We start from the raw sequence: 19012 nt of genomic DNA on the forward strand, positions 1-19012 counted from the left end.
TTAAAATGGAAGATCATCATGATCCTCATCATTTATATTGTCTGCCGGTTCAAAAGAATCCATTGGTGGTACCGGTGGTATATCGGCATTCCCTTGCTCGGCCTGTAGGTTCTCTATTCGCCATCCTTGTATGGAGTTAAAGTATTTGACCTCACCCTGTGGGTTTGTCCATTCACGACCTCTGATATTAATACTTATCTTAACATCTTGCCCTACTTTGTAACTGTTCAATAAATCACATTTATCCTGAATAAACTCAACAAGTATTTGTTGTGGATATTGCTCTTCAGTGGTTATTACCACTTCCCTCTTACGAAAACCATTGTTCCCGAAAGTTTTGGTTTCATCTATCTTCTTTAATTTTCCTTGTATTTCCATTTTCTATAATTATCTAATACTACACTGTCTAAATTACTCACTTTTTCGAATGCCCATTAGTCGTTCATTTTCCATCTATATGTTGTGCGGTAAATCCTAAATCACAAATAAAACAGATGGTAAATGCATTGAACCATATGGACAAAAACATTTGGCCGCCAAGTTAAGGGTTTTACAATTGGCTTCATAAAAACTGACCAAATAGTTATTTACAATTCATTTGCCAAAAGTAATTTCCATGCTGAAAGAACTTCGTTCCGGTCAATATATTCCTTTGCTTTATGATGTAAGGATTGAAGGTCGTTGTTCTTTACCATAGAAGACAATACTTCATTTGAACCGATGAATTCCCCTATTTCGATTTTTGAAGGCAACTGCTCCACATTGCCCAATTTTCCAAGGTCATTGCCGGTTAATACCGCACTGTTCCTGATTTTCTCTGGAATGGCATCAACACCAATTCCTAAACTGGACAATGGTTTGGGCACTTCGAACATACCCTTATTCGCCCTTGAGTACCAATTGCCACCCATTCGGGCGACTTGATCTATCTTATGCTGGTCAATAGTTCCGTTTTCATCCAATATGCCCGGGTTTATATGTATTTTGACAACTTCGGAAAAAACCAGATTCCCAGCGCCACCTTCTTTTCCCAAAGGTTCTATCTTGGTTACTTTACACTCAAATTGTACCGGTGATTCCGCAACCCTCGGCGGTTTTACCAAATCGGATGCCTGCATGGTAAATCCAGCTTTTAAAAATTCATTCACACCTTCGGGATACTCCGTACTTGAAAGCGACATTTGTTGCACCATATCATAATTCACGACATTGATTACAGCCTCTTTCATCTTTTCAACATTCTCCAAGGTATGTTTGATCGTATTGTCGCGTACCCTTCTTGCGGGGGAAAAAATCAATATCGGCGGATTGGCACTGAACACATTGAAAAAACTATAGGGCGACAGGTTCGGCCTTCCCTTTTCATCGATCGTACTTACAAAAGCGATAGGCCTAGGCCCAACAGCCCCCAAAAGGTAACCATGTAATTTTTGTACAGGAATATCCGCTGGATGTATTGAAATCATATCGGTCATAGTATAACAAAAATAGTCATTTAGAACCCGATTAAAAATAGATGCCCATTATGGTCACACACCATTTATGGTCATTTTGCGTTATCTTTAAAGCAACAAAACGGTTGGATGGAATTTAATCCCAAAAAGAAGGTCTCGAACTTTATTTTATTGGCAACAGCCTTTGCCATTGTGAGTTTGATTTTATGGAACACGAACAGCTTCTTTAAAAAGTTCAAGGAGGAAGAACGTCTTAAAATGGAGATCTGGGCCACTGCCCAATCTGAGTTATTACAATATTCCGAAGATATGGATATGGGTAACCTAACCATAAAAGTGCTTCAGAACAACACCTCTACCCCGATGATATTGGTCAATAAAGATGGGTCGATAAAGACCAACAATATGCCGGAAGATAAGGTCAAAGACTCTTTATACCTTCATCACAACATAAAAATATTCGAAAGCGAAAACACCCCAATATCCATTGACCAGCAAGGCGAGCACCTTGCTACCCTCTATTATGGCAATTCCGAGGTACTCAATAAATTAAAGTATTATCCGATTGCCCTTTTATTGATCATTTTGCTCTTTGGGGCCGTCATTTTCTTTTTCTTTAAAACCAATAAGGCCTCGGAACAAAATAAATTATGGGCGGGTATGGCGAAAGAAACGGCACATCAGATCGGCACTCCCCTATCTTCGCTTTTAGGTTGGAACGAACTATTGAAATCCGAAAAAATAAACCCGGAGATCACCAAAGAAATAGACAAGGATATCTCACGATTGGAAACCATTACCGAACGGTTCTCCAAAATCGGGTCCTTACCCGAACTCAAAGAGGTCGATATTGTCGAAGAAACGAAAGAGGCTTATGAATATTTGAAACTTCGCAGTTCTAAATTGATCCATTTTTCTTTTAATACAAAGGTGGAAAAACTACCGGTATTATTGAACCATTCCCTTTATAATTGGACCATTGAAAACCTGGTAAAAAACGGCATCGATGCGATGAAAGGGAAAGGGAGTATAGCTATAGATATAGTCCCTGCGGGTAAATATGTGAATATTCTAGTGGCCGATACGGGTGGTGGTATCGCAAAAAGTAATTTCCATAACATCTTCAATCCCGGGGTAACTTCAAAAAAAAGAGGTTGGGGCTTGGGCCTCTCCCTTGTTAAACGAATTGTGGAAGAATACCATCAAGGCAAGATAAAAGTCCTTTCTTCCGGGAAAGAAGGCACAATTATGCAGATCTCCTTAAAAGTAAAACAATAAGCCATGTCGAAGGAAAAATTAGTAGTCATCAAAGAAGCTGATATTACCAACAATTGCCCTGAATGTTTTAATCAGGACATGAAAATCACCTTTAAGCAAAAGCACAAGTATGGCAAATTATACGATCGTACGACCAAGGAGGTGAGCCATACCATAAAATGCAACAAATGCGGGTCTATCATCTATCCTGTAAACTGGACACAGGATATTGAACGTATTTTTGAATACTATCAAAAAATGGTGGTTCCCGAAAAGCCCTCTATCCGATTTACATCCTTGTTCTACATCCTTGTAATCTTGGTTTTGGTATTGATCGGAGTGGCCATTTATCTATGGCAATCGGGAGTTATCCAATTTTAGATGCGATACGCCCTGCAATGGAAACAAACTCATCCTGTGTGAGTTTTACTTTATGCTGAAAAGTGGCTTCTTTCATCTCGTTCAGGGGAATCAAATGCACGTGGGTATGGGGAACTTCGAGTCCAATAACGGTCATACCGACCCTTTTACAGTCCATAACAGCTTCAATGGCCTTACCCACCTTTCTTGAAAAAGCCATTAATCCCATATAGGTTTCCTCATCAAGATCCATGATCTTATCCACTTCTTTTTTGGGAACGCACAAAGTATGTCCCGGGGCATTTGGGTTAATATCCAAAAAGGCGAAGAAATCTTCGTCTTCAGCAACTTTATAACAGGGGATTTCCCCATTTATGATCTTAGTAAAAATACTCGCCATTGTAAATCCGCTTAAAATTTATATAAAAAAAACCTATCGATAATGATAGGTTTAAATATAAAGAATAATGATAATCTATTACCTTGTAATCTCTAAAATCTCGAAAGTGATTTTACCATTGGGCACCGCAATTTCAGCGGTATCCCCTACTTTTTTACCTAAAAGGCCTTTTCCGATAGGCGAACTAACCGAGATTTTTCCCGATTTTAAATCCGCTTCGCTTTCGGCCACCAAGGTATATTTCATTTCCATACCATTGGTTTGGTTCTTGAGCTTCACCGTAGAGAGAACCAAAACCTTAGATGTATCCAATTGGGACTCATCGATTAAACGGGCATTGGCCAAGGTCGTTTCCATCTTAGAGATTTTGAGCTCTAAAAGTCCCTGTGCCTCTTTGGCAGCGTCATACTCCGCATTCTCGGATAAATCACCTTTATCCCTGGCTTCGGCAATGGCCTGTGAAGCTTTTGGGCGTTCAACATCCTTAAGGTGATTCAATTCATCCCTCAATTTCTTTAAACCTTCTGCAGTATAATACGATACGTTACTCATAATTCATTCCATTTAAATAATAATACCAATAGCTTTCTAAATAGTATTCTGAAAAACATCCCAATGAACTTAGGGATTAATTCAACCCTGTAGCATGAATTTTAAGGCCAAAGCGATAAATATTCATCACAAGGGTTCATTAATAGGAAAATCCCCTTTTTTTGAAGAGGATTTAACGCAAATATACATATTTTTTGTTCAAATTTGTATTTGTTCTTTTTTATAGAAATTGAAATATGAATCGTATTTATCCCTTATTATCTTTGTTATTGATTTTGGGTTGCAGCAGTGACAGTACCAACCGTAATCCTTACTTACAAGAAGTTTCATTCAGCTTCCAATTGAATTTGAACTTACCTTTATACAGCCCATTGACAAACACCGGATCTTCTGTTTATGTGGGTGCGAACGGTGTGGGTACTGCCGGAATTTTTGTCATCAACTCAGGTTTCAACCAATTCGTTGCATCAGAAGCCAGTTGCCCCAACCATGCTCCCAACGATTGTTCAACCATGGTTCTTGATGGCCAAACGGCCACTTGTACCTGTGATGGTTATGAATACAGCTTGTTTACAGGGCAAATGCTCAACACACCCGATGACGGAGGTCGATATTACAACATGTTGATATATAACAATACTTATAGCAATAACGTAGTAAGGGTTTATAATTAAAGGAAAACAATACCTAAACCGGAAAATCAATACCACATCATAAAACCATCCAAAATGAAATATAGAAGATTAGGTAAGACGAATTTGAATGTTTCCGAAATATCACTGGGAACCTGGCAGGTTGGTGGCACATGGGGAAGTGGATTCAATGATGCTGCAGCAGAAAAAATAATCAATACTGCGATAGACCAAGGAATCAATTTCATTGATACGGCAGATGTTTATGAAGCAGGTTTGAGTGAAGCGGCCGTTGGCAGGGTCGTAAGATCAAGAAAAGAGGAAGTTTACGTGGCCACTAAATGTGGACGACAGATAAATCCGCATACCAATGAAAACTACCAGCCAAAAGTACTTCGGAAATATGTTGAGGACAGCTTAAAAAATACAGGGTTGGAGTGTTTGGATCTTATACAACTGCATTGTCCGCCGACAGAAGTATTCTATCGCCCCGAGATTTTTGAATTATTCGATCGCCTAAAGGATGAAGGTAAAATAAAAAACCTCGGAATAAGTGTTGAAAAAATCGAGGAGGCCCTGAAAGGTATCGAATACGAAAATGTTACTACGGTACAGATTATCTTCAATATGTTTCGACAACGTCCTAAAGAACTGTTTTTTGAGCAAGCCGCAAAAAGGGATATCGGTGTTATCGTTCGCGTTCCGTTAGCTAGCGGACTTTTAACGGGTAAATTCAGTGCAGCAAGCACCTTTGATGCGGATGATCATCGAAATTTCAATAGGGACGGTTCGCATTTCGATAAGGGTGAAACCTTTTCCGGGATTCCTTATGAAATAGGCCTTGAAGCAGTGGAAGAATTAAAAGCACTATTTCCCGACCACACCAATTTGGCACCTATCGCCTTACGATGGATTTTGGATCACCCTGAAGTAGGATGTGTTATTCCCGGTGCTTCGAAAATGGAACATTTGTTATCGAATATTACCGCAAGCGATCTTGCTCCCCTGATTAAGGAAGAGCATAAAAAAGTAGATGTTATTTACGACCAATTGATTCGTAAACATGTGCACCATTCGTGGTAATGGAAATTAGGCGTTCCCATCGTCTTTCTGACCAAATATTTTTTTCTTAAAGACACCGAACAGACCTATTGCGCCAACCGCGATAATTTTCCAGAATTTTAGTATCACGGCGAAAAAACCGGCCTTGGCCAAAATTTTACCTGCGATCAAACCTCCGATACCATAAGCGGCCACATCGTCCATGTCTGGATTAAAATCGCTATATCTATTCCCTTTTGTAAACTCAACACTTGCCAATATTTTATCAATATCCCTATTGAAAACAGGAAGCACATCGATATCACCTATGGCATTCATGTTCAAATAGCCTTTTCTGCCCAAAACCCGAATATTATAATTCAAAGTATTCACTTCGGCATCTTCAAATTTCAGTTCCTTGGCCCAATGCAGTTTTTTGTTTGCATGATCATAAAAAGGTGCTGAGGCCCATCCGATCAAATCCATGGATCCATAACCTTGCTCCATTCTCTGTGAATTCACATCACTCACGTCTTTCTTCATTTCGGCCAATAGCTCATCATAATCTATATCACCCGCATCGTCATCATCTATATATCCTTCTTCTGAATATTCTATTTCAACCGCATAGGTGAAATTGTCACTAATGGGGGATATTTCTTCTGGAAACAACAGACCAAGGACTTCACTCGGAGGATTTCCCCATAATTGCGTCAGAACATATGCACTCTGGGTTTCATCCAAGAATTTATAGCCTTCCGGAACCTTGAGTTTCGCCAGACCATCTTGCAGGTCTATTTCTCCATATTGGTATGAAAAACTATTTTCTATACTGTCGATTACCTTTTGAAAGGCTTCTTCTTCGGCAGCAGTTAGCTCATCGGTCTGGGCAAAGGAAAATCCGCTTATAATTAAGCAAATAAAAAAAGTGAGGGAATATTTCATTGGTCTTGGTTTTGGTTAATTTATTAAATAACGTAACATTTATTAATAAATTTTTTACCTACCGGTATTTGTTGGTTTACAACCAACTAAATTCTAAACCTGGTCCAAAATCCTATCCATGACCCAACTAGTATGCAGGGCCGACTTTCCTAAGGAAGGATGTTCTTTACCGCCCATTAAGTGGTCTTTTATATTCTTGACATGAAACTCTTGAACATGCTCCGGATGTTCTATTATGAGCTGTTCTTCCCCGTTTGCATTTATAAGGGTGATCGGTGCCTCATCAAAAACGGAAAACAATATTTTACCTTTACTTCCATGGATTTCAACAACATCTTCGCGCGTATATGAACCGAAATTCCAGCTACCCGAACCCAAAATCCCATTTTTGTGCTTCCATTGGCCAATAATGGCATCTTTTGCTGTGTATAACCCCATTTGATTGGTTGCGATACCACTGGCTTCTTCAATATCTCCCAGTAAATACACAAAGAGATCCAATCCATGACTCGCTAAATCATCAAAATATCCGGCTGGTGCGATTTTACCATCGGTTCGCCAATTATATTCACCGCTTAAATCCATTTCATTAGGTTGCTTTGTCAATTGCCAACGAATCTGTCTCACCTCACCGATTTCCCCATTGGCCAACCATTCTTTTACTTTTGTAAATCGGGGCAAGGAACGCCTGTAATATGCAATGAACAATGGCAGATTTTTATCATTAAAGGCTTTGTAGATTTCGAGACTATCGGAATAATTGGGTGCCATCGGTTTTTCGATACAACATGGTTTACCCGCCGCTGCCACCTTCAAAGCATATTCTTTGTGGGAATCTGGTGGAGTAGCGATATAAACGGCATCGATTTCATTGTCGACTATCAATTCTTCCGCATTCGAATAAAATTTGGGTACGCCATGTCGTTTCGCATAATCCTCAGCCTTTTCCTCATTGCGCCGCATAACGGCCAATAATTCAAATCCTTCGGTATTTTGATAAGCTGGCCCGCTCTTTACTTCGGTGACCGCACCGCAACCGATTATTCCCCATCTTATCCTTTTATCCTCTTTCATCAATTCCTTGTTTTTTATGTATCGTTATGAAAAAATCAATTATCGTTCTCCTTGATTTTTTGGTCTTTACCCATTAAAAAATAAAGTAATGTGCCTAGCGGATTTAGAAATAAAACGACCAAAATCCATATTAATTTATCATTGGATCCTTTAAACCGGCCTTTGATAATATCTATTATGGCAACTACGGGTGCTATGGCCAAAACCGCAATGATGATCAAAATCAATATTTGCCAAATACCAAAACCTATTTCCATGTCTTCTTGATTATATCATAAAACTACAAATAAACGAACATGGCACAAAACCGAGGTTAAGTGCCATGTTACTTTTGATTATCAACATGAAATCTTCATGGGTTTAAAAATCAAGGGTCGCCCCCAATAAAAAGTTGGTGCCTGCCTGCGGGTAATAACCAGCACCTTCTATGGTTGCCGTTTGTCCGGGATTGGACCATGTATCGTCATAGGTATAGAAATAACCGTTTGAAACATATTTGGCATCAAAGATATTGTTCACCAACAACGAGAATGTTAACCTTTTTACGAATGAATTGGTCTCAATCGTATACTGGGCATTAAAATCGGTTTGTGAATAGTCATCCAAAACAGACCCTTCTGAGTCTATGTTACCCATATATTGTTTACCTACGAACTTGCTCAACAAAGAAAATTGAATGTTCTCATTGGGCATGTACGAAATTGCATTGCCAATAATTACGTCGGGTGAAAAAGCAATATCGGTATTTCCCAATTCCTCAAGCACCCCATCGCGTTGAAAGACAAAATCCTTGTTCTTATTGGAGCTCAATGCTACATTCGGATTTAGACTGAATTTATCGCCCAAGGCAAGATGCGCATCGATCTCCAGACCAAGACGGTAACTATCGCCAACATTGGCCCGTAATGGAGCACCCACATCATTCAACTCACCTGTGAGCACCAATTGGTCTTTGTATTTCATATAATACACATTGGTGCTTAGCTGCACCGTGGGGGAAACAAATCTCCATCCCAATTCAAGATCATTCAATTTTTCGGGTTTTGGATTTCCATTTTCATAATCATTCCTATTGGGCTCCCTATTCGCCACTGCGAAAGACAGATAGAAATTGTTATTTTGGTTCAGGTCGTATGATGCACCGAATTTCGGATTAAAGAAATTGAAAGTATCATCTACCAATCCGGTATCATCACCATTCGCTTCATACCCTACCGTTCTATATTGCAGATCCCCGAAGAGACTCCAATGATCATCCAAACTGTAATTGGCCTTTGCAAAAACATTGAAATCGGTCTTTACCGAGTTATCGTCATAATACCGATCACGAATAAAACTATTCGGTGCATACTGGGCCCAAATTACTTCACCATAATGTTTACCTTCATATTTGTTCCAACCTCCACCTAGAATCAAATCCAGATTATTATTGTTGTTGTAGTGGGCCGAAAAAACAGTACCGTAAAAATCGTTATCCAACCATCTTCTTCGAACAAGATCGGTAGTGTTCACTTCTTCACCATTTACCAATAGTGGTTCAAAGCCATAGGTTTCAAAATCATCCTCCTCCTTAAACTGCTCAAAAAAGCCTCTACCGCGGGTATAATGTAGGGCGAGGTTCGTATCCCAGTTATCATTAAGTTTTTGGTTCCAAAGAAGCTGCGCATGGTTCTGCTTATAATCATCGACCTCATTATCGTAAAATTGGGTAACCCCATAAGCATCGGTATAAATACCTGAAGGATTAAAGGTTCTATCACTTTTCAATGTAGCGGCATCAATACCATACCATGCCTGATAGGTAACTTCGTGCCCACCGAAAAGAACGGCTTTTAAAATGGTGTTCTCACTTTTGAACGCCCCTTGTAAAAAGTAAGAGTCAAGTTCTGATGAAGCCCTGTCGATATAACCGTCAGAGGTTATTCTGGACAACCGCCCAGAAATCTCAATATGATCGTTCAATAGACCGGTACTGAATTTCAGGTTGTTACGTAATGTGTTGTAACTCCCCACCGATGATGAGATACGGCCATAGGCTTGTTCCGATACCCCATCTGTGGCAATGTTCAGACTTGCCCCAAATGCACCGGCACCGTTAGTAGATGTTCCTACACCACGTTGTAATTGTAAACTTTCTGTAGAAGAAGCAAAATCGGGCATGTTTACCCAAAATGTACCGTGCGATTCAGAATCGTTATAGGGTATACCGTTAATGGTAACATTTACCCTTGTGGCATCACTACCACGAACCCTGATTCCCGTATAACCGACACCGGCACCCGCATCGGATGTGGTGACTACAGCAGGCATGAAATTCAACAGAATAGGAATATCCTGTCCTAAATTACGCGGTTTAAGATCTTCTTTCGTAAGATTGGTAAAAGTGACAGGCGATTCCTTCGTGGCCCTAACGGCGGATACAAAGACCTCATCCAAGGCTATTTTTTTACCTTCCAAAGAATCGGTTTTGGTTTCTTGGGCCGAAAGTCCAACGGCCAATAGTCCAAATGTGATGGATAAAAATTTAATGCGATGGCGTTTCTTGAACTTTACCGATTGCATTGTACTGCACTGTGATCTTGCAGTTGAACTGTTAGAAAAGGAATAGAGCTTTTTCATTCGTAATAGTTTTATTACGAATAAAAGGGGCATTATTCTTGGTTAAAATTGATTTTTGTTTCCAACGGAAACGTTATGAAATTCCAAATGGCAACCTTTGCCTCCCTTGGCAGCATTACCTGCCCAGGTTCGTTGGGTATAATCTCAGCTTATCCTAATTAATAGGAACAAGCACCCCTTTGAGATGGTGCAAATGTAATACAGCCTTTTCAATTTTTCATGTAAAAAATCAAAAAAAACCAACACTGCTTACCGTACGGCACTTGTAATGACATTAACACTTTTTATGAACTTTTGATTGAGGTTTGAACGTATTTATGGTAATCGCTATGTCATATGGAAAAAACCAAAAACAAATTCACCCTAAAGATCATTCTCAGTTATCTTCTGCTAATACTTCTCGCTACAATAGCATCATTTTATATTTTTTCGGAAATAAAGGATTACGTGTCAAACGACTCGTTTGACCAAAATGAAGTCAAATTACTGAAAACAAGCACCTTACTTAGCAGTTTATATGAAGCGGAAGGTTTATCCAAACTCGCCATACAATCCCCCGAAAAGAAGAACTTAAATGCATACTCCCAAAAAATAGATTCGATATTCACCGAAATCGAAACTTTAATTTACCTATCGGAAAGTGAATACCAAGATTCCTTATTGAACAGTTTATGTTTTTTGTTGGAAAAAAAAGTCGCCAACAACGATGCCCTAAGAAAATTAAGGGTTAAAAACCAGACGGGGAAATCTATTAACCACGCCTTGGACGAACTCACAAAAATGGAAGCTTCCCTAGGTATTATCACGGCTGAAAACTTGGCCCCAAATCTTGAGAACCTACCTCCAAAGGCCCAAGAATCCATTCGCAAAATGGCCAGCTATTTGAATGAGAATATCCCTTCTGATGGAAAGGAGGTAGACAGGTCTAAAAAAATAGATTCTATCTTACAGATCTCAAAAGACCTTCTAAAAGAAATCAGGACCGACAATACGACAAAAGAAAACTCCCTTACCAGTCAAGAGCTGAAGATCAATAAAACGGACATGGAGCTTTCCCAACAATTACGAAATATAATCACCAATCTGGAAAAAGAGATTTTAGCGAATAGCATCAATGATAACATTAATAAAGAAGCGGCATTGAAACGAAGTACCCAATTGGCGGTAATTGCCGCCTTATTGGGCTTTCTAGTGGTAGGAATTTTTACTTTCATCATTAATCGCGACTTCTGGAAAGCCAATTTATACCGACAAAAGCTAGAAAAGGAAAAAAAGTACTCCGAATCATTACTGAAAAGCAGGGAACAACTGATAACAACAGTTAGCCATGACCTTAGAACTCCTTTGAATACAATAACCGGATATTCAGAAATCATGGAAAAAACAGGGCTTTCGCCAGAACAGAACCAATATATTACCCAAATAAAATCAGCATCTTTTTATGTGAATAATCTAGTTAACGACCTATTGGATTTTTCAAGGCTTGAAGCCGGTAAAATTAATATCGAAAAAACACCTTTCAACCTTTCACAGCTGATAAAGGAAACTACCCAAAATCTTTCCGATCAATATGCCAACAAGGATATCTCCCTGAACTTAGATGTTAGTGCCGAATTTGGGCATCCTATTTTAGGAGACCCCGTTCGCATGCGACAGATTATCAACAACCTTTTGGGCAATGCCTTTAAATTCACCGAAAAGGGAAGCATAACCATAAAGGCAGATCTTTTGAAAAAAGCCCCTTCGGAAAATTGGGCCCAAATACAGATTACCGATACAGGAATAGGTATTAGTAAGGAAAAGCAGGAATTGATATTCCAGGAATTTACGCAGGCAGAAATAGGTACGGAGAAAAAATATGGGGGATACGGATTGGGACTTACCATTTCAAAAAAAATCGTAGAGTTATTAGGAGGTGAAATGACTTTAAAAAGCACTGTAGGCCATGGCAGCACCTTTTCCATAATGTTTCCGGTCATATTTGAAAAGGCCACGATTTCGCAAATTGGTTCTTCTCGAAAAGAAACCTACCAAAATAGGTTCGGAATACTCATTATTGATGATGACTCATCATTTATACGAATGATAGGTGAATATCTTAAATCGGAAAATATTGAACCTATATTATGCACCGACTTCGAAACCCTACCAAAGAACGGTTTGGAGTATGAAGTGGTTCTTACAGATATAGAAATGCCTTCCACTACCGGTTTTGAGGTACTTACCCGATTAAAATCGGGTAAGTACGGTCATTACTACGGCCAACCCATTATCGCCATGACAGGAAGAAAGGATCTAAAAAAACAGCTTTACCTTTCCCATGGTTTTCACACGGTGCTTCAAAAACCATTTTCCAACGCGGTGTTGTTAAATGCCGTAACCTCCCTAAAGACCAATAAGGAAATGGCAAAGCACCCAACTAATGACAAATCACTTAAGACAGAAGAAAAGCATCCTTTATATAGTTTAAAGATCCTTCGTTCATTTTTGGGCGATGATGAAAAATCAATAAACGAAATATTATATACGTTCATAGCCGATACTGAGAAAAACTTGCAAAAATTAAAAGATGCGGTAAGATATACCGATTATGACCTAAGCCAAAAGATAGCCCACAAAATGCTTCCGATGCTCAGGCAATTGGAAGCAACGCCCTGCGTCAATTTGCTGGACGGTCTTGAGAACGACCCATACGGTTCTTTAGATTTAAACAAGACATATGAAAATCTTAAACCACATATTTCAGCACTTCTAAAGGCATTAAACGAACGCTTGGCTAAACATCCAGACCATATTGGCTAATTCTATTGTACAAGGTCTTTCGTGTTACCTGAAGCATCTTCGCAGCCTTTGATTTATTATAATTGGTACGTTTTAAAGCCTTTATTATTTGTTCCTTTTCAAAATCTGACTTAGAAAAATCCGCATTGCTCCCTTTTGTGAAAGTCGGCTCTATAATTTCAGTAGGTAAAGCTTCTATTGCGATTTCCTCTTCCTGGGTCAATAGCACGGCACGTTGAATAACATTTTGTAATTCCCGAATATTACCCGGCCAAGCATAGGTTTCCAATACACCCCAGACCTCATTTGTAAATCCCGTGATCTGCTTATTCAGACGTTCATTTGAAGTTTTTAAAAAATGTTCCGCGAAAATTGCCAGATCACCTTGTCTATCTGTCAAAGATGGAATCTGAAGTGAAAACTCATTGAGTCTATGATATAGATCCTCCCTAAATTTACCCTCTTTTACAGCAACCTTCAAATCTTCATTGGTCGCCGTCAATATCCGAACATCAACATCTATTTCACTAGTACTGCCTATGCGTCTGATTCTACGTTCCTGCAGTGCCCGTAGTAACTGAATTTGATTGTCATACGGTAAGTTTCCTACTTCATCAAGAAAGAGTGTTCCTCCATTTGCGGCTTCGAACGTACCAGTCTTGTCATTGATCGCTCCTGTAAAACTTCCTTTTAAATGTCCGAAGAACTCACTCGATGCCAATTCTTTGGGAATGGCCCCACAATCTACCGCAATAAAAGGGTGATTACATCTTTTACTACGGTCATGTATCGACTTCGCGGTAACTTCCTTACCCGTACCACTTTCTCCCGTAATCAATACGGACATATCAGTTGGCGCAACAAGGCCTATATATTCTTCCAGTTTTTTTGAAGCCGGACTTATTAATTCAAGGTGATCACTTATCGAGGCAGACTGGCTCTGATTCCCTTGGTTTCGTTTAGGTTCCGTTACTTTATCTTGTTCAGGACGTACTGCAGTGTCAGGACCTAACGCAGTGTTTATAATCGTTAAAACCGCATCTGGGGTAAAAGGCTTTGAAATATAATCAAAAGCCCCCTTTTTCATTGCATTTACAGCTGAGCTTACCTCTGCATACCCTGTCATAATAATGACAGGTATATTTTTATGTAACCCAGAAATCAATTCTATCCCCTCTGCATCTGGCAATCTGAGGTCGGTCAACAATAAGTCAAAATCTGTTTGTTTCAATTTTAACTTCCCTTCCTTTACCGTGAATCCGATTTCCACCTCATAGCCCTTTCGATTTAAGAATTTTTGCAACATTTGGGCAAATGAAGTATCATCTTCAATAATCAGGATTTTGGGCATAACATTGTTCATTATAGGTATCTACGTAAAAATACCATAAGATAGGCTACAATTATTTTAAAATTCTCTTAAACCAATTGATTCCTTATATATAGTGAAAACATAGATATCAAAATTGGGCAATAGAAAAAGGCAGCAAAATGCTGCCTTTTTTACGACCAAACAAACGAAACAAAAATTACCGTATTTCCATTCTTAAAACCTGTCTGTGTTCTTTATACCGTACCTTTCCCAATCAAGAAACATTTACTTAAAAAGGGAACTGCCGAAGCAGTTCCCCTTTACCAACCAAATAAATGAATTATACAATTCGTTATGGTAGAGCATTAAGATCTATGAACCCTACCCTACTACAGATAACATGTTCCCATGCCATTTATAGTCAATAGTTAGTGTGCTATATTACTTTGCATGTAAAATTCGGGGTGCCCAAAAAAAGGCTTCTTACATTTCTAACCAATTACCTTCGGTATCGGCGAACAATTCGGTAGTACTTCCATCTTCAGAAGAAACTTCCAATTTATATTGCTCTTCTCCATTTTTATATGCCTTGACCAGGGTTACTTCAGGATATGCTTCTGCCAAAGCGCTGGTTACGGCTTCAGGGACTTCAGAAATTTCTATTTCGGTGAAATCCTGAACAAGAACTTCATCCATAATTCCATCATGGAATATTGGCGTAGCCGCAGTTCCTAATGATAATCCTCCTAAAGCCAATGCTGTTGCTAAAACTAATTTTTTCATTTTTATAATTTTTAATTAAACATTCTTGACTATTACTAAGTCAAAACAATGCCAAAATCGCCAAGACGCACTCTAGACATTCAATCAACTGTATTATAAGCAACTACAGTATTCCGATTAAAAATCAATGTGTATAAAAATGTGCCCAAATAAAAAAAAGTGTATAAAAATTATACACTTTTTTGGATATTAAATTGGTTTTGCCGGCATCAAGAAACCTGATGTGTGGGCTTTAATAAGTCGTTCACCGTTTTTACCGGATTAAAGGTTGCCAAGGGTACCTCTACGAAAATGGTGTTCCAATACGCCATGGCACCATTCCAAAGGCCTGGAAGTTCCAAAGCTTTTAAAGCTTTGCCTTCTTTTGTTTTTTCAGTGATAAACCCTTGCTTATGATCTACATAATTAAGTAGATTGTACTTTTCCCCTTTATAGTTCTTTACCCCACATACCAAATCTACAGGATTAAAGTGGGTTGCATTTTTCAGGATTTCCACTTGTTTTGGATTGGACATATCTATTTGGGCCGATTCAATGATCTGTAACGAGACATGGTTATGTGCATTCTTGATCCAAAAAGGACCACCACCGGGTTCTCCCTCGTTTTTTACCATACCACATATACGAATGGGCCTATTGATCTTATCCTTTAATATTTCAATCTGTTCACCAATGCTAAAACTCGGATATTTATCTACAAAACGAACATTGAGTTCGTTTTCCAGAAACTCCTTTATCTCGAGCATCATCTCAGCGGTTAATTCTTCATTATCGATTTTTTCGGCATAGGCAAAGGCTTTTTCCTGCACTTGCAAAAGTAGACCTGCCAACATTTTTTTGCTATTGACAAGCTCTTCCTGCACTTTGGGCACTACTACGTTGTCGATATTCTTGATGAAGATGATATCGGCTTCCTCTTCATTCAGGTTCTCTATCAACGCCCCATGACCGCCAGGTCTAAAAAGAAGCGATCCGTCAGAATTTCTGAAAGGGTTATTCTCCATATCAACCGCAATGGTATCCGTTGATCCTTTTTGGTACGAATAAGTTACATTGAAAACAGTATTCGTCGCCTTGGAAAGTCTTTCATTTACCGCACTGTACTCCTTGGTGAACAATCCAATATGTTGCTCGGAAATGGTGAAATGCAAATTGGCTTCCCCATCGACCTTGGCATAATTGGCCGCTTCTTTTAAATGTTTCTCAAAAGGGGTGGCGGAATGACTGCCATAATCATGAAAAGGTAAAAGTCCTTTAGGGTAAAAGCCGTAGTTGAGGCCTTCCTCGGACATCATTTCCTTTACGAAAAGATACAACTCCTCATCACTGTTGGCCGCTTTTCCCTTAATTCTCTCCTGTACCTTTTTGTAAAATGGAAAATCTTTTAATCCCTCGCTGAATTTCTTCAAAGCAGTATCATTCGTACGCTTAAAATAGGCATTTAAGCTCTCTTTTTTAGGATCATAGGCGTCCAAGAAATTGAATAAGGCCTTGAACATCCTTGATGCCGCTCCGGAAGCAGGCACGAATTTGAGTAATGAAAGGCCATTTTTTTTCTCATCAAAAGTGCCGATGAGTGAATTTTGTTCCCGGGTAGTAAATTTTCGGATACCCTCGCCCACTACAGCGGCATTCACTAAATGCACAAAGGGTATACCTTCTTTGAATATCTCTATCTGGTTTTTGACCTTCTCTTTCGTTATGCCTTTTGCAGCAATTTGTTCTAAGTCGTTCTCGGTAAGTTGTATCATTTATTCAATAGATTATCAATATGTTCCACTGCTGTTTTTAAACGGGTTGTTTTATCCCCTTTTAAGGTAACAAAATTCCTGTTATATTTTTCAAGAGTCTCTTTAAAATACAAAAACATTCGTTCACGTTCATTGGGCTTGTCCCTAAGGTCGTCTTTCTCCCAAGGAATATCGATATAAGTAAGGAAATAAAGATCGTATTGGTTCTCCAAGGCGTACTTCTCGAGCATTGGGTCACAATACCCAAGATAATAAGCTTCTGAATAGACTTTGGTCTCCAACAAATCCGTATCACAAATAAGGACATTCGTCGCTTTTTGGGCCAAATCATTTTCCAGACGCATTTGACCTTCCGCTATGGGAAGTAGGTCATCGGGTTCGCATGTTTTTCGTTCATTGTTCCATTTGTCCTGTAAATACTCCCTGGCGTATTCGGGTACCCATACTGAGTGATAATGGCGGGCCAATTGTTCCGAGAGGGTGGTTTTTCCTGTAGATTCAGGACCGAATAAAACTACTTTGACAATATCAGCGGGCTGCTGTCTAAATTTTTCTTCCATGCGAGGTAACCGAATATAGCTATAATCGTGAATATAAGATATTGAAAACTGGTAAAGGTAAATCCTTTATAAAAATAAAGGGGCACTGAAATAATATCCCCTACGATCCAATATAACCAATTTTCGATTTTTCGCTTTGCCATTAGCCACATTCCAACAAAAAACACGGCCGTTGTTACGGTATCTACATAAGCCGTCCAACTTGTCCATTTATCGAACATTTGATAAACCACAAATACAAAGGCCAGAGTGGAAATAAAGATCAAAACTGAAATCTTATGTTCCTTTTTCGTTGTTTTGGTAATTGGGGTAAAGTGCGAGTCGTCTACTTTTCTTGTCCAAACATACCAACCATAAACGCTCATAATAAAGTAATACCCATTGATCATCATATCCCCGATCAATCCCCATTTAAAAAGAAGATATACATAAATCGAGGTGCTGATCAACCCTGTTGGGTACACCCAAATATTGTTCTGCTTTGAGAACCAAACGGAAAGTAGACCGAATATTACGGCAACAATCTCCAAAACAATATAATAAGTTTCATAGTCGGCATACTGACCGAAAAAAAAATCAAAAATGGGGCTCATACGCGCTACGGTCAGATTTTACCAATTTCATATAGAGCAGACCGCGATCCATTAACTCAAATGCTGTCTTTATCTCGGTGTTCAAAACCTTCATCACTTCATCATAAGGCCCATATACCTGGGTACTTAAAGGATTCTCCAAAACCGTGAGTCCGGACCCCCTTAATTGTTTGATAAAGTTGATGATATGCTGTTCAAAATCATCCTGCAGGGGCGAAAAAGTAAGCTCAACTGATATTTCCATAGTATGTGATAATTATTTACTTGTGGCGTACACGCATGTAAACCCTTCAAACTCTAAAAATTTTAATATATAAAAAGACGTCTTGCCCTTATAGGTTATCTCCCCTTCTAGCATTTCGTCCGAAAACTCAAAATCATGAATGTAAATATGGTTCAAGAAACTTAATCCGATAGTGGCAAAGATTTTATAGAGTGATTCTTTACAGCCCCAAATAACGGTATATTTCCGAACAAGGTCTTTCCTGTCCTTAATATGGGAATAAGCCTCTGTCGGTGTGAATTTATGTGCTATCCGAGTGATTAGATCCCGTTGCATTTCAATATCTATTCCCACTTCTTTCCCTTTACTCACGATAATCCCGGTAAAATGATGCGAATGTGTTATACTGATATGGTTACCGTCATACAGATGCGGTTTACCCACCTTGTCATAATACAGGTCCTTGTCTTCATAACCGGCCTCGGCCATTAAATGCCGAATACTTAAAAAGCCCTTACGGTGCAATTCGGATTTCATGCCATCCATACGGTTTTGACAATGCTCAGTAAGCTCAACCGCCTTTGAAAGCTCGGCTTCGGTTTCTTCTATCTTCCAAATATATACTTTGATTAAAGGACTAACTTGTATTGTCTTGTAAAGAGGCATGTTGTTATT

At 39.0% G+C, this 19012-nt stretch carries 20 protein-coding genes; 5 read left to right on the top strand and 15 right to left on the bottom strand.

The genetic code is table 11. The features are described 5' to 3' along the window. Window positions 1-378 carry a DUF3127 domain-containing protein gene (locus GJ691_RS01755; protein ID WP_154363140.1) on the bottom strand — a complete coding sequence of 126 codons (378 nt, stop codon included), beginning with the start codon at window positions 376-378 and terminating at the stop codon, window positions 1-3. Between the two features lie 209 nt (window positions 379-587). Continuing rightward, complete coding sequence (locus tag GJ691_RS01760; RefSeq protein WP_154363142.1) at window positions 588-1466, bottom strand: flavin reductase family protein; 879 nt, start codon at window positions 1464-1466, stop codon at window positions 588-590. Window positions 1467-1583: 117 nt separating this feature from the next. On the opposite strand from GJ691_RS01760, the gene GJ691_RS01765 reads away from it, so the two are divergent. Further along, the gene (locus GJ691_RS01765; protein ID WP_154363144.1) at window positions 1584-2732 is read left to right on the top strand and encodes a sensor histidine kinase; all 1149 of its coding nucleotides are present in this window, start codon (window positions 1584-1586) and stop codon (window positions 2730-2732) included. 3 nt (window positions 2733-2735) lie between these two features. After that, window positions 2736-3092: a hypothetical protein gene (locus tag GJ691_RS01770; protein WP_154363146.1), complete on the top strand. Its 357-nt coding sequence runs from the start codon at window positions 2736-2738 to the stop codon at window positions 3090-3092. Here GJ691_RS01770 and GJ691_RS01775 read toward each other — a convergent pair. Further along, window positions 3079-3471 carry an HIT family protein gene (locus GJ691_RS01775; protein WP_154363148.1) on the bottom strand — a complete coding sequence of 131 codons (393 nt, stop codon included), beginning with the start codon at window positions 3469-3471 and terminating at the stop codon, window positions 3079-3081. The two genes, GJ691_RS01770 and GJ691_RS01775, sit on opposite strands and share 14 nt — an antisense overlap. 78 nt (window positions 3472-3549) lie before the next feature. Next, window positions 3550-4023 carry a transcription elongation factor GreA gene (greA, locus tag GJ691_RS01780; protein WP_154363150.1) on the bottom strand — a complete coding sequence of 158 codons (474 nt, stop codon included), beginning with the start codon at window positions 4021-4023 and terminating at the stop codon, window positions 3550-3552. A gap of 236 nt (window positions 4024-4259) precedes the next feature. Between greA and GJ691_RS01785 the strand changes: the two genes are divergently transcribed. Further along, the gene (locus tag GJ691_RS01785) at window positions 4260-4697 is read left to right on the top strand and encodes a Rieske (2Fe-2S) protein (protein ID WP_179954996.1); all 438 of its coding nucleotides are present in this window, start codon (window positions 4260-4262) and stop codon (window positions 4695-4697) included. A gap of 54 nt (window positions 4698-4751) precedes the next feature. After that, on the top strand, window positions 4752-5738 hold the full coding sequence (locus tag GJ691_RS01790) for an aldo/keto reductase (RefSeq protein ID WP_154363152.1): 987 nt from the start codon (window positions 4752-4754) through the stop codon (window positions 5736-5738). Between the two features lie 6 nt (window positions 5739-5744). Here the strand turns inward: GJ691_RS01790 and GJ691_RS01795 are convergent, their stop codons facing one another. The 4 genes from GJ691_RS01795 to GJ691_RS01810 form a co-directional block, all read right to left on the bottom strand. Further along, window positions 5745-6641 (bottom strand): DUF2167 domain-containing protein, encoded by an 897-nt coding sequence (locus GJ691_RS01795; RefSeq protein ID WP_154363154.1) that lies wholly within the window; start codon window positions 6639-6641, stop codon window positions 5745-5747. Window positions 6642-6734: 93 nt separating this feature from the next. Further along, window positions 6735-7715: a Gfo/Idh/MocA family protein gene (locus tag GJ691_RS01800; protein WP_154363156.1), complete on the bottom strand. Its 981-nt coding sequence runs from the start codon at window positions 7713-7715 to the stop codon at window positions 6735-6737. A 35-nt stretch (window positions 7716-7750) separates the two neighbouring features. Continuing rightward, entirely contained in the window at window positions 7751-7972 is a 222-nt protein-coding gene (locus tag GJ691_RS01805; protein ID WP_154363158.1) for a PLD nuclease N-terminal domain-containing protein, read from the bottom strand. 103 nt (window positions 7973-8075) lie between these two features. Further along, window positions 8076-10334 carry a TonB-dependent receptor gene (locus tag GJ691_RS01810; RefSeq protein WP_425481729.1) on the bottom strand — a complete coding sequence of 753 codons (2259 nt, stop codon included), beginning with the start codon at window positions 10332-10334 and terminating at the stop codon, window positions 8076-8078. 336 nt (window positions 10335-10670) lie between these two features. Here GJ691_RS01810 and GJ691_RS01815 point away from each other — a divergent pair, with 336 nt between their 5' ends. Then, window positions 10671-13136: a hybrid sensor histidine kinase/response regulator gene (locus GJ691_RS01815; protein WP_154363159.1), complete on the top strand. Its 2466-nt coding sequence runs from the start codon at window positions 10671-10673 to the stop codon at window positions 13134-13136. Here GJ691_RS01815 and GJ691_RS01820 read toward each other — a convergent pair. The 7 genes from GJ691_RS01820 to GJ691_RS01850 all read right to left on the bottom strand — a co-directional run bounded on the left by GJ691_RS01820 (window position 13111) and on the right by GJ691_RS01850 (window position 19003). Beyond that, window positions 13111-14466: a sigma-54-dependent transcriptional regulator gene (locus GJ691_RS01820; RefSeq protein ID WP_154363162.1), complete on the bottom strand. Its 1356-nt coding sequence runs from the start codon at window positions 14464-14466 to the stop codon at window positions 13111-13113. The genes GJ691_RS01815 and GJ691_RS01820 overlap by 26 nt on opposite strands. Window positions 14467-14910: 444 nt before the next feature. Further along, complete coding sequence (locus tag GJ691_RS01825) at window positions 14911-15210, bottom strand: hypothetical protein (RefSeq protein WP_154363164.1); 300 nt, start codon at window positions 15208-15210, stop codon at window positions 14911-14913. A 209-nt stretch (window positions 15211-15419) separates the two neighbouring features. After that, entirely contained in the window at window positions 15420-16961 is a 1542-nt protein-coding gene (locus GJ691_RS01830; RefSeq protein ID WP_154363166.1) for a DUF4301 family protein, read from the bottom strand. Continuing rightward, window positions 16958-17521 (bottom strand): AAA family ATPase, encoded by a 564-nt coding sequence (locus tag GJ691_RS01835; protein ID WP_154363168.1) that lies wholly within the window; start codon window positions 17519-17521, stop codon window positions 16958-16960. Before GJ691_RS01835 ends, GJ691_RS01830 begins: the two co-directional genes overlap by 4 nt. After that, window positions 17476-18114 (bottom strand): nicotinamide riboside transporter PnuC, encoded by a 639-nt coding sequence (gene pnuC, locus GJ691_RS01840; RefSeq protein ID WP_154363170.1) that lies wholly within the window; start codon window positions 18112-18114, stop codon window positions 17476-17478. The genes GJ691_RS01835 and pnuC overlap by 46 nt, the downstream gene beginning before the upstream one ends. Beyond that, on the bottom strand, window positions 18098-18358 hold the full coding sequence (locus tag GJ691_RS01845; protein ID WP_154363172.1) for a thiamine-binding protein: 261 nt from the start codon (window positions 18356-18358) through the stop codon (window positions 18098-18100). Before GJ691_RS01845 ends, pnuC begins: the two co-directional genes overlap by 17 nt. A 12-nt stretch (window positions 18359-18370) precedes the next feature. Beyond that, window positions 18371-19003: a 4'-phosphopantetheinyl transferase family protein gene (locus tag GJ691_RS01850; protein ID WP_154363174.1), complete on the bottom strand. Its 633-nt coding sequence runs from the start codon at window positions 19001-19003 to the stop codon at window positions 18371-18373. Window positions 19004-19012: the final 9 nt, after the last annotated feature.

It is taken from the genome of Maribacter luteus, from assembly GCF_009674825.1.
GTDB classification, from domain to species: domain Bacteria; phylum Bacteroidota; class Bacteroidia; order Flavobacteriales; family Flavobacteriaceae; genus Maribacter_A; species Maribacter_A luteus.